This is a genomic window from Methanocalculus taiwanensis, from assembly GCF_024372745.1.
In the GTDB taxonomy this organism is placed as follows: domain Archaea; phylum Halobacteriota; class Methanomicrobia; order Methanomicrobiales; family Methanocorpusculaceae; genus Methanocalculus; species Methanocalculus taiwanensis.
On the sequence record NZ_VOTZ01000004.1, the window covers coordinates 119400 to 132639 of the forward strand.

Below are 13240 nucleotides of genomic sequence, written 5' to 3' on the forward strand. Positions count from 1 at the left end.
GATCCTGAATAGTCATAAATTGCACATCCTTTGAGAGGGTGTATTGATGGTATGCCGGTTGATCTGTCGGTGACCACCTGTTCTCTCCTGGAAAACAGTGCATTGTCATAACTGATACTATTTCTTAGTATCGGTTGTTCACATAACAGCCATAACAATCACTGATCTCTATGCATGGTGCTCTTCGCCAGGATATCGGTTGGAATCATCACTCTTTGATTGTGGGGGGTTTTGCCGGATGCAAACAATTCACTCAGAAACCCTCTCCTCCTCCTGTGACACCCCGATCCAGAGCGTATAGCAGAGGATGATCATCACGATCATGAAGGGGAATGCAGCAGTAATTGCCATCTTCTGCAGTGCATCAAGCCCCCCCGTCATGAGAAGAATAATTGCAACTGCCGAAAGAGAAAAACCCCATATTGCCTTCTTGTACATCGGAACGGCCAGATTTCCACCAGCGGTAAGTGAACCGAGCACCACCGTTGCCGAATCTGCCGAGGTGACAAAGAAGATAGAAAGGAGGAGGATTGCAAGCAGCGAAAGCACCCCGGCAAACGGGTAGTGCTCAAAAAAGACAAACAGGGCAAGCGATACATCCTCTCCGGCAACCGACGCCAGGTCAACACCTGTGTTCAACTCAAGATACAGCGCCGATCCCCCAAAGATCGAGAACCAGATGAAGGTAAATAGAGTCGGCACGGTGAGCACCGTCATGACAAACTCCCGGATCGTCCTGCCCCGTGAGATCCGTGCGATAAAGAGCCCGACAAACGGGGACCATGAGATCCACCATGCCCAGTAGAAGACCGTCCAGTCACGGCTCCATTCATATCCGGCAAACGGGTATGCCTGAAGGCTTAGGTCAATGACGTTGTTGATATATCCACCGAGTGCTGAGGAGAAGACATTCAGGATATATGGGGTTGAACCCAGAAGAAGGATGAAGATAAGAAGCACGATCGCAAGCAGAATATTGATTTTAGAAAGGACCTGGACACCTTTCTCAATACCGAGGATGGCTGAAGCCATGAAAAAGGCGGTCGCAACCACAATGATTCCGATGGTAACAGAGATCGCAGATGAGATCCCATAAAGGTGGGTTAAACCCGAGTGGATCTGGAGTGCTCCAAACCCAAGCGAAGTTGCTGTTCCAAAGACGGTTGCAAAGACAGCAAGGATATCCACCACCTTTCCCGGCATCCCATAGATCCGATCCCCCAGTACCGGATAGAAACAGGAGCTGATCAACGCAGGCATACCCCGCCGGAACGAGAAGTATGCAATTGATAGGCTGACAACCGTATATATCGCCCATGGATGCACCCCCCAGTGGAAGAATGCATACCTCATCGCAAAAGCTGCCGATTCGGGGGAGAGCGGCTCAAGAAACGGAGGGGGCGTGAGGAAGTGAACCAGTGGCTCTGAAACACCCCAGAAAAGGAGGCCAATCCCCATACCAGCAGCAAACAGCATCGCGACCCAGCCAAAGAAGGTATACTGCGGCCGCTCTGCATCATATCCGAGCCTGATAGTTCCATACTTCGATAATGCAATGGAAATGACGAATATAAGGAAGAAGAATGCGGATATCAGGTAGAGCCAGCTGAAGTTGTCAAGAATTCCTGAATGGATGGCAGATGCTGCTGCATCAAGAAGATCCGGCTGCAATACCCCGGCGATAATAAAGAGGAAAATGATCCCTGAAGAGAGGAGAAAAACTGTTTCCTTTCTGAAATATGACCGATTCATCTGAACATCTCCTTATGGTACAAGAAAGATGGATGCCTTCGATCCGCTGACGATCCTCTCAGCCGTATCTCCCATCGGTGATGAGAGAAATGCTGGTCTGCGTCTACCGAGGATGATCACATCGGCCTTTATCTGATCTGATACAAAAAGGACTTCGTTTGCTGCATTGCCGATCCTCTCCTCTGAGGTGACACGCCCATAGTACGGACGAAGCTCCTCCTCAAGACTGGAGAGTTTCTCTTTCACTTCAGAACTTTTCCTCTTCTCGGATCCCGGGTCTGCCCGCCTTCCCCGGATATGGAGAATATGGCACCAGCCGCCCTTGAACTGCATCACATATGGCAGTGGCCGGTTTGATGCCTCGTCAAAGTCAGTCGCGTAGAGAACGATCAGATCATCACGGGTGATCGTCCCCTCTCCCTCTCCCGGCAGAAGTGGCCGGATCTTATGGACAAAGACGGGGGTGTCGGCAAGCCTGAGGAGATCCCGTGACACGCTTCCAAGGAGTATTGAGCGGAGTTGCCAGCGCCGTTTTGCCTTCAGGTAGATCTCATCTGCACCTTCCAGAAGTGCCGCCTCTGCAATGGCTGATGCGATATGGTCGCTTCCTGTCCAAATCCGAACATTAAGCCCGATCTCCTCAAGTGCCTCCTTTAACAGCATAAGCCATGAGAGATCCGATCCGCCGAAGAATGAGTCGGTGTCACTCACATGGAAGAGGCAGATCGATTCAGAGCCAAGACTTTTAAGGATGCGTCCGATCTTTCTCAGCTCATCCGGCCTCTCCCCATATGCAACCGGAATCAGTGTCTTCTCAAACATCTCTCATATCCCGCTTTTTCCTGTTAGTGTCATCCCATGGCATTATGAATCTGCTGGCATCGTCTCGTCAATACAATCGTCCTTATCCTCAAGCGGCCTGGCAATCGAGCAGAAGTACATCTGATCAAGGAACCGGACAAAGGTTCGGGACACATCCACATTCAGGATCCTGCCGTTTTTCATTCTGTGGATTGAACGGGTGCGCATCCGTTTTCCCGGGTACCCGTCTTTCCAGATCTTGTTCCATGCAGATCGTGTGATTGAGGGGTTGATTACGGAGACATGGAGTTCCTGGAGTTCTTCAACCATATAGCCAAGGAGGGTGGATGCCGTCTGGTTCGCCCTGATGATCTGCCCCTCCTCATTAAGAAGAAGGATCGAATCCGAGGCATGATCGAAGGCGAACTGTATGAAGAGCAGGTCCCTTTCAAGCTCCTCTTTCTCCCGGATTGTTGCCATCAGCATCCTGTTTGCCTCCTGGAGGGATCGGGTTCTGTCCTCGATGAGGTCTTCAAAATTCCTGTGGTACTGCTCAAGCTGCTCCCTGCACCGTGCCAGCTCGGTGATATCCCTGCCTGTTGCATGGTATGCAGTGATCCCCCCCTGCTCGTCAAAGATGGCCCTAAGGTCCCATTCTTCGTGGCCGAGGGTTCCATCATTTCGGATCATCATCAGTTCAATAGAAGCCGATTGATTTGAAATTGTGATCTCCGAAAGGAGCTCCTCTATCTCATGAAGGATCTGTGCCGGGAAAAGTGAGGTAAAGGGGATTCCCTCCGCCTGCTTCCCACTTCTCTGGGTGCGGGCTGCAAATGGGGTGTTGAGGTATGTAATACGGAGTTTGTTGTCCAGATGGGCGATATATTCTCTCTGTCCGGTCTGGAGGGCTGCATATTGCTGTTTCAGCAGATCAAGTTCCTTTGAAGTGGACTGGTGCGCTGTTTCATCAAAGAAAGCGAGTGCCGCTCCATCCCGTCCTGTATCAAAGACGACCGGAATCCCCTGGATCCGAAGAAGCAAATCCTTCTTTCTGACAGTTGCCCTGAAGGTATGTGTCCGTGTCTCTCCCTGGACGGCATTATGGCAGATCTCCCGTATCCGGGGATCTTTAAACAATGAGATCGGGATCTCATCGATTGGAACGCCATACATCACATCCAGTGAGCACTCAAGGAGGGAGAGTATCCCCTCTGTCACCATCACTGTATTCAGGCGAAGATCACAGATGATCAATGGGGCGGGCCAGTATGGGAGCAGGGAAGAGACGGGGATTCTCTGTACAAGAAAGTAATTTCGTGCGGTTCCAATCTCTTTTCTATCCACATCGCCCCTGAGCTTGAGCGTGTCAAGGTATTTGGCAGCAGTGTTTCTGTGGAGATGCAGTGCAGAAGAGATCTCTGTTATACTCATTCCACGTGGATTTCTCTTCAATAACTCCTTGATCTGGATCATTTCCCCGGATTGGCCTGTCATTTTCCATAATCTCCGTTTAAGGCATTGATCTGCTTATGCAGTGCATATGTGTTCAGCAAATATAAGGTTTATCTATATTGCATTCTAATTTGTGTATGTAAAGCACTGCATAAGGGCCCTTCGGGTTCTATGGTTCCATGACTTTGTGCATGGAGGAGAAGATTATGTCCGAATCTTTCGATGTTAAACTCGAAGCTAAGACCTACAAGCCGGATTCCTCCTATATGGAGAATTCGAATATCGGTGACTGGGAGACGGCGTACAACCGCTATCTGAAAGATCCCGATGGCTTCTGGGACGGTATTGCAAAAGAGCTCAGCTGGTTCAAGCCATGGGATGCAGTAAAGGAGTGGAAACACCCCTATGCGAAATGGTTTGTCAATGCAAAGACAAACATCACATTCAACTGCCTTGACAGGCATGTCAACAGCGAGCTCAGAAACAAGGTCGCATTGATCTGGCGTGGTGAGGAAGAGGAGCAGGAGCGGATATTCACCTATCGCCAGCTCCACCGCGAGGTGCAGCGGTGTGCAAATGCCCTGAAGAACCTGGGCATCAAAAAAGGCGATACTGTCTGTATCTACATGCCGCTCATCCCTGAGCATATCGTTGCAATGCTCGCATGTGCCAGAATCGGTGCTGTCCACAGTATCGTCTACGGAGGGTTTGGAGCAGCCGCATTACACACCCGCATCCGCGATGCATCGGCAAAAGTCGTCATCACCGCAGATGTCGGATACCGCCGCGGCAAGCATGTCCCCCTCAAATCAATCGTTGGTGAGGCCGTCGTCAATGCTCCGAGTGTCGAGAAGATCGTCGTTGTCAGGAGAACCAGGCCACAGGTTGAACTCGTCTCCGAAATGGAGATCGATTACTACGAGCTCCTGAATGAGGCTGGAAAGGAATGCGAACCCGAAGTCATGGATGCAGAAGATCCGCTCTTCATCCTCTATACCTCAGGGACCACCGGCCAGCCCAAAGGTATCGTCCACACAACCGGGGGGTACATGGTCGGGACGTACTACACGACAAAGTACATCTTCGACTTAAAAGAGAACGATGTCCACTGGTGTACTGCCGATCCCGGCTGGATCACCGGGCACAGCTACATCGTCTACGGCCCGCTTGCCGCAGGGGCGACGATCCTGATCACCGAGACAGTCCCTGATTATCCGGACCCAAGCGTCTGGTGGAAGATCATCGAGGAGTTTGGGGTCACGATCTTCTATACTGCACCGACTGCAATCCGGATGTTCATGAAATTCGGTGAAGAGTGGCCGAATAAGGCAAACCTGGACTCACTCAGGATCATCGGATCGGTCGGAGAGCCGCTTAACCCTGAAGCATTTGAGTGGTACCATCGTGTCATCGGCAAATCCGTATGCCCGATCCTGGATACCTGGTGGCAGACCGAGACCGGGATGCACATGATCACAACCCTCGTCGGCGAGCCGATGAAACCCGGCTTTGCTGGAAAAGCGATCCCGGGCGTCCAGGTTGACGTCGTCGACAAGGAAGGCAACCCGACCCCGCCGAATGTCGGGGGGCTGCTTGTCATCAAGGAGCCATGGCCCTCAATGATGCGGACGGTTCATAAGAACGACGAGCGGTACCGCCAGTACTGGTCCACAATCGAGCCTTTCTATACTGCAGGCGACCTTGCAGTGAAGGATAAGGATGGCTATATCATGGTGCTGGGCCGATCTGACGACATCATCATCGTTGCTGGCCATAATATCGGAACCGCTGAAGTTGAGAGCGCTCTCGTCTCTCATGAGGCGGTCGCAGAATCGGCAGTCATCGGCAAACCCGATGCGATGAAAGGGCAGGCGATCAAGGCATTCGTCATACTCAGGCTTGGATATGAGCAGAGCGAGAAGCTGAAGAACGAGCTTATCTATCATGTAAGGATGAGCATCGGGCCGATCGCCATGCCATCTGAGATCGAATTCGTCTCCTCGCTGCCAAAGACGAGGAGCGGCAAGATCATGCGTCGAGTCTTAAAAGCACAGGAGATGGGAATCGACCCGGGTGACATATCCACCCTGGAAGAATAACTATTCCTTCTCCTTTATTGAAATGAAACCCCTGGTTGAACCATGAATGATACACATCTATTCGGGCTCCCACTCGAGAAAGGTCGATGGATCTTTGTACTGTCAGGTCTGATCATCAACCTCTGTCTTGGGAGTATCTATGCATGGAGTGTTTTTGTGACACCCCTCACAGAGTACTTCATGACAGATCTCGGAAAGACGGTGACCGCTGGTGAGGTGCTGATGCCCTTCTCCATATTCCTTGCCGCTTTTGCAATCGCAATGCCGCTTGCCGGGAAATATATAGATATATGGGGTCCGAGAAAGACGACTATCGTAGGAGGCCTTCTCACGGCACTTGGCTGGCTTCTTGCATCGACTGCAACATCTGTTGAGATGCTCTATATCGTCTACGGGGTGATCGGCGGTGCAGGTGTCGGCATAGCCTATGGCGTGCCTGTGGCCCTTGCCACACGCTGGTTCCCGGACCGCCGGGGGCTGGCTGTTGGCCTTGCACTGCTTGGATTTGGCTTCTCGGCCTTCATATCGGCAAACATTGCCGGAATCCTTATCCCGATGGTCGGTGTCATGGACACATTCAGGATCTTCGGAGCTGCATTTCTGATCATCATCCTGATCACCTCAATGCCTCTTCGGTTTCCAGAGCCTGGATGGGTTCCCGCGGGATGGTCGCCAACGGTATCTGCTTCGGCTGAGACCTGTGAGTGCAACCCTCACATGATGATCAGAACTCCGACTTTCTATGGGCTCTGGGTCTGCTACTTCATCGGGTGCCTTGCAGGCTTAATGGCAATATCCATTGCCCAGCCGGTTGGTGTCGAGGTTGTCGGGATCACGCCGGTTCTTGCAACAGCACTTGTCGGAGTGTTTGCAATCTTCAATGGCGGCGGCAGGCCTGCCTTTGGGTGGCTGACAGATCTACTGCGGCCGAAGCAGGCAGCAGTCATCTCGTTTCTGCTGATTGCAGGCGCATCACTTATGCTCTGGCAGATCCCTTCCCGGATCACCTACATTGTATCATTCTGTATACTCTGGGGGTGCCTTGGAGGGTGGCTGGCAATAGCACCGACTGCAACTGCACGGTACTTCGGCACCTGCGATTATCCGCGATGTTATGGCATTGTGTTTCTGGCATACGGTGCCGGTGCAATAGCCGGGCCGCAGCTTGCCGGATTCATAAAGGCAACGACTGGCGGATATATCGGAGTTTTCCCCTATATCGTGGTGCTGGCACTGGTTGGAGCAGTGATTGCGTTCTTCCTGATGAAACCAGTACAGAACCAAAAATAAGGAAAATCCCACTTTTTTCTCTCATCCCAAAGATATCAATAATTAAACAAAAAATTTTGGAACTAATTAACAACATATATATATCGGCATCCCGTATTAGCGATTATTTTATTGTCCGGATATGAATCTGGTAGAGGTGATAATGATGAAAGGCGTGATAACCGGGAAAAAACCCGTATTATTTCTTTTTCTGCTGGTGCTGATCAGCTGGGTGCTGATTGCACCCGCAGCAGCAGAAACCCTCCCACAGAGGGTCTATGTAAATGAATCATATACTGAAGAAACACCTGATTGGGGATACCTGAACTTCTCACGCATCCAGGCTGGAGTTGATGGTGTAGCACCTGATGGAGAGGTGTGGGTATTTGGCGGCACATACAACGAATCCCTTACGATCAATAAAAGTGTATATGTTACAAACATCGCCCACCTGGCATCAACCGATCCCGTCCAGGTAATTATTGATGCCGGGGGTGCAGAGAACGGTGTTGAGATAGGCGCCAGTGGTGTCTCCTTCAGAGGATTTGACATTCGGAATGCCAGCAAAAGAGGGATCTACGCACACAACGCCGACTCGATCAGTTTAATGGACAACACGATTGCTCTCTCCACCGAGACAGATAATGAAACATCCGGGATTTTTGTTGAAGAGGGGGATGACATCCGGATAGTGCGTAATCTGGTGCTGAATGTTGGGCACTCCGTTCAGTCGGGCATTGTTGCGAGTGGAATATCAGATGCAACGTTTGAGGAAAATCAGATTATAGTTCTATCAACCGGATCAGATATAGTGCCTGTTGGGGTTGCACGTACTGGTCTGTCAGCCCGTCTTTATGATGAAGATAGGGTATGCTTTCCTCCTGTCGGTGTCTCATATTCATGGATAGGAACAGATGGAATCTATATTACCGAAAGCAATGACGTTACTGTACTGAATAATCAGGTTGCATCCATCGGTGTCAACAGTGAGGAGGAGGAATATGATATATATACTGATATCTGGGGCATTCGATCCTGTTCATCAGAGAGAGTACATATATTGAATAACTCCGTTGGGGTTAGGGGTCACTCAACCGGCTCCACCGCCCTGGTAGGTATCTATGGGTCAGGCAATCTGGCGCTGATTGAAGGGAATGAGGTCGGAGTTTTCGCGAGTGGAGAGTATGTCCAGCCGGTTGGAATCAGGCTTGGCTACTCTGAGAAAGGGCGTGTTCTGCAGAATCAGATCAATGTGGAGGTTGACTGTACCAGAACAGCAGGCCATTATGGATTAAGACGACCTGCCGGCATACTCGCATTTGACTCATATAAGGCTCAGATTATCGAAAACGACATTTATTATGGACTCTTATCAACCGGAACTCCGGAAATGTCACGGGTTCAGGTGCATGGCGTCTACATCGAAAACTGTGATGAAACCCGAGTCAAAGAGAATCTTGCCATTGTGGAGAACACGATTATCAGGGATCCAACCGGAACGATCGCTCCATCACAGTTGAACATACTCCTTGCAGAAGAGGAAGCAGATCCTCTCTGTGTACTTGGCATCATTTCCGGACTTGAGATCTCATGGAGTGATGAGCCTGAGATCTTCGATAATGTAATACATGCCTTTGGTACTGTCATCGCCTACCAGGAATTGTCTGAAGAGGACTCATATGCAGGTATTGAGGAGGAACTCATAATCTCTGGAATGTATCTTCAGGGAGGGTGGGGTGAGCCCATCTCCAACCCGGTCATATCCGGCAATTCGGTTATTGCAGGAGCTCAATCAATGGCTCTTGCCGGTACACCACTCCATGAAGAAGAGGAGTTAGTGAATCATATGCCAAATCCCGGCATGCAGGAGCGCTATGTTGCTCTTCTCTCCAAAAAGGCTCACAATCCAACAGATATAGCAGAAGAATTAACACAAATGATTGAATCGGATCTGGATCTATCCCCCCTGAGAACTACCAGAATCAAATCGGAGATGCAGGATGAAGAGAGAGCGCTTGCACAGGTTCGCACCGCAACTGCCGGGATCGTCCTCGAAGAGGTATATAATCCGGTTATTTCGAATAATTATGTGCCAGTATTCCAGGATGTCATTCTCCTTGCCGGTGGTGACCTGGATCCATATGAAGAGAGCTTCTTACAAAATGCTCCCTCAGGAATCGGGCTAGTGGATCGGCTCTTTGGGAGCGATCAGGTAGAACAGGCATTTCTCCTCAACCTCATCAATGAAAATAAGGATGAATGGGAGAATCTTCCAAAGTCAGATAAAGTTGCAATCCGCGATGCAATCCTGAGTGGGGACGAGGACGTTCTTGCTGAGTATGCAGAGGATACAGAACTCCTTGGAGAAGGGTCAAGGATGGCAGAAATAATCCTTGAACACTGGAGATTTTTACAAAATGGGGATCATTTGGAATTTTTGAATAATTCGCATCTTTCCACTGCCATCCCGGTTTCGGTCAGTTATGGCCTCCTCGCGTATGCTGACGGGGAGATGGAGATCTATGAAAACGAGTTTTCGCTCATTACTGATGCAATCAGCATATCATATGCAAACAGTGAAGATCTCATGGTAAACAATACCGCAGCGCTATCGGCAGGTCTGATCTCAACCTTCGGCATCCGGGGAGCAGCGGATAGCATCACAATAGCAGATAACAGTATTTCTATCGAAAATAATGGCCAGTTTATGACTGGTGCACGTGGAGGAGAGAGTGAGTTTTCAGATTCCGCGGCTGCATCCGCACACCTGATCATTGCAATGGGAATTATTGCAGATGCTAATGATACGTCAGTTCTGAATAATGAGATCCGGATTATGCAGAGAAATGAGGTGATGACTGAGTCTTTGAACAGAATAAAGGACAGGATGGCCATCAGCGCTGCGGCAATGGCAGGTCTGGTCACAGGCATAGTGCTTGATTCAGATACAATCCTGGATGAAGAGAGAGCTGATCTGCTTTCTATCAAAGATCCATATGAGATTGAGGATCTCATCGAAGGAAATAACATCACCATTATGAATGGAATCATGACGCTCTCAGCTGCCGAGGAAGAGCTTGCTCCCCCCATTGATGGATCATCAACTGCACTCTCTGCTGCGGCATGTGCAGCGGCGAGCTTTGGTATCGTTGCACCTGAAGCAGTTATTTTGGAGAATACCATCAATGTGGCAACGCAACAGATGAGCTTAAACGGAGGATTTGTTGCAGAGGAAGGTTCAGACACCGTTAGAAGTGACAACTACGATCATCCGGGTGCAGGAGCGGCAAATATTGGTATTGCCGTCTCAAATGGAATCCTGACAGGAGAATCATATATAGCCAACAATGATGTCCTCACATCTTCAGGATCATTTGGTATGATTTATGCTATGACTGAAGAGCTCCTTGAGGATGCAACTGCCCTGATCACCATTGTCAATGTCGATGCCGGCATTGTAAGCCTTGCCCCCTCATATATCGACGGAAATACGGTAGATGGAGAATCTATCACACTATTGATGGCTTTCGTCAATGGGGACAGAGTTGAGACCGAGGATAATATGATTACTCTGGATCTGGGTATTCTCTCCATCGGGGGTGATGCAACCTTCAACAATATCCAAAACGGTTACCTGGGCCTTCCGTATTATGATGGAGAGGAGATCTATGAGCCATTTGCATCCCATAACTGGTGGGGCGATGGAAGCGGCCCATCTGGTATTGGCCCTGGAACAGGAAGCACGGTCATGGGAAGCCCGTTCTATGAACCCTGGCTGACAAGACCGGCAGATGAGGTGAAGGAGACAGGAAAATCCTACTTCGGCCTGGAGATAGGCTCTCCCTTCATCGGTGGTGACGATTACCGCAGCGGTCTTACTCCCGGATGGAATACCCTCTCATTCCCACTGGCACTGGAGGACAACATCTGGAAATCGATCACCGAATCCGGTGATGGTCTGGATTATATGGTCGCCTACTCATGGAACCCAACGTACCAGCAGTGGGTTCAGGTAACTGATAACACGCGAATCTATCCTCTTGATGCGGTCTATATCAGGATGAACAGTTCTGACCGTCTTCCTGTGCAGATCAGCCCCGAGATTACCGGACCGCCTGTCCGGAATCTGAACAGAGGATGGAACCTTGTTGGACCTGCATATGATCTGGTTGAGCTGACTGAACCGATTGGGGAACAATATCTCTGGTGGGGAGAGCCTTATGAGACGTCTGTTATCAAGGCACTCGCCTCAATTGAGGAGACAGCAGATGGGAAGACCGGATATAGTATCGTCATATCACCCTCGATCAATCCGAGTTCCTGGGTCTTTACAAGAAATGAGTATGACGTTGTCCCAGGCATGGATGCAACCTGTGGATATTGGATCTATATGGAGAATCCGGATCAACTTGCCGGATTCTCAACAACCCCACTTCCTATGCCGTATTGGTTATGGGATCTTTAAGAATCCAAACCCTTTATTGTGAGGAACAATGATGAAAAAAAGCATATATATTACCACGATACTACTGTTCGCTATTCTTATGGCCGTTCCTGCACTGGCAGAAGTACCCCAAACGATCCCCCATGCATTCTATGGTTCAATATACACAGTTGATGGTTTGGCAGCACCCGAAGGATCCATCGTTATTGCCTCGGTTCATGGAAAAACTGTAGGATCGATCACCGTTATGCCAGCCGGACACTATGGGACGGACTATCCGGGCGGGGAAAAACTGATCGTCTGGGATGCCGCACTGAATCCAGGAGATCCAATCGCTTTTTACATAGATGGTGTGAAGGCAACTGAATCAACCAGCTTTGAAAGCGGTGGGGTAACAAATCTGACACTCACCGCAGGAGATGCACTTCCAAAAGAACGGCCGGAAGAGAGTACAACCCAACCTGTCAATACAAACGCCGGTCAACCCGTGACTATTACAGGAGATGGATTATCTGTTGATTTGACGACTAATCAGGATTTTAATGAAGAAAGTCTCATTTTCACCCTGTTTATAAAACCGCCTGATAACCAGATGATCCCCTCATCGTTACGATCACCCGGACGATTTGCCACACTCACAAGCACTATAACAAATGACAAAATCGAGAAGGTTATCATCAGATTTGCCTACGGCGGCCTTGACTATGCCGGGATTGATGAATCTTCAATACGGGTCTACTGGTGGAATGGAAACAGCTGGACTCAACTTTCCGGAGGCGTCAATACCAACACGAAAGTAGCCTGGGGAGAGACCACTCACTTCTCCACATTCGCCATCCTTGGGTCTCCCGGAAAGGGCGGTGGCGGAGGAGGAGGTGGAGGTGCTGGAATATCCTTCATTGATATGCCAACTCCCACCATCACACCTACTCCGACAATTCCGGTTGAAGAGACACAATTACCAGTAGGAGAAACCGAGCCAGCTGATGATATATCAGGACTGGAAAGAGACTCCCCATATCCAACACAAGCAGGGATTGCAACTGAAAAGCCCGGTACAGATGTTCCAGGAGGCGAATTTCCACTTGGTACAGCTGTAATCATCGTTGTGATCGCCATTGTTGCAGGGGCCGGATTTATGTTCTATCATAGACGATAATCTACATTTTATGTAACAGGTCAGCACCCCCTCTCCTGACCTCTCCTTAACTCACATCACACACCCCCACTTTTCGGAAAATACGCCCGTATGACCGATAGATCCTTATATAATGAGAGATTAATAGATATTTGGGTTATGGAACTATGGAACGTGACGAGATCCTTGCACTGGCACAACATAACCCTGAAGCACTTGTCACAATCATCCATAGTCATGAAGAAACAATCCAGCACCAGCAAGAAATAATCCAGCGTCTTGAAG

At 49.6% G+C, this 13240-nt stretch carries 7 protein-coding genes; 4 read left to right on the forward strand and 3 right to left on the reverse strand.

What is annotated here, in order from left to right:
* Window positions 1–249 precede the first annotated feature (249 nt).
* From FTO68_RS03160 to FTO68_RS03170, 3 genes are read right to left on the reverse strand one after another with little or no spacing between them, the layout of a single operon-like run.
* On the reverse strand, window positions 250–1752 hold the full coding sequence (locus FTO68_RS03160; protein ID WP_255331921.1) for a BCCT family transporter: 1503 nt from the start codon (window positions 1750–1752) through the stop codon (window positions 250–252).
* Window positions 1753–1764: 12 nt separating this feature from the next.
* A complete protein-coding gene (locus tag FTO68_RS03165; protein WP_255331922.1) occupies window positions 1765–2574 on the reverse strand; it encodes a universal stress protein in 810 nt (269 codons plus the stop codon).
* Between the two features lie 42 nt (window positions 2575–2616).
* Entirely contained in the window at window positions 2617–4047 is a 1431-nt protein-coding gene (locus tag FTO68_RS03170) for a PAS domain-containing protein (RefSeq protein ID WP_255331923.1), read from the reverse strand.
* A gap of 164 nt (window positions 4048–4211) precedes the next feature.
* Between FTO68_RS03170 and acs the strand changes: the two genes are divergently transcribed.
* The 4 genes from acs (at window position 4212) to FTO68_RS03190 (ending at window position 12976) form a co-directional block, all read left to right on the forward strand.
* The gene (gene acs, locus FTO68_RS03175; RefSeq protein ID WP_255331924.1) at window positions 4212–6104 is read left to right on the forward strand and encodes an acetate--CoA ligase; all 1893 of its coding nucleotides are present in this window, start codon (window positions 4212–4214) and stop codon (window positions 6102–6104) included.
* Between the two features lie 42 nt (window positions 6105–6146).
* On the forward strand, window positions 6147–7394 hold the full coding sequence (locus FTO68_RS03180) for an L-lactate MFS transporter (RefSeq protein ID WP_255331925.1): 1248 nt from the start codon (window positions 6147–6149) through the stop codon (window positions 7392–7394).
* Window positions 7395–7515: 121 nt separating this feature from the next.
* Window positions 7516–11838, forward strand: a complete 4323-nt coding sequence (locus FTO68_RS03185) for a right-handed parallel beta-helix repeat-containing protein (protein WP_255331926.1) — start codon at window positions 7516–7518, stop codon at window positions 11836–11838.
* A gap of 79 nt (window positions 11839–11917) precedes the next feature.
* Window positions 11918–12976, forward strand: coding sequence for a hypothetical protein (locus FTO68_RS03190; RefSeq protein ID WP_255331927.1), 1059 nt, complete (start codon window positions 11918–11920; stop codon window positions 12974–12976).
* The last annotated feature ends 264 nt before the right edge of the window (window positions 12977–13240 follow it).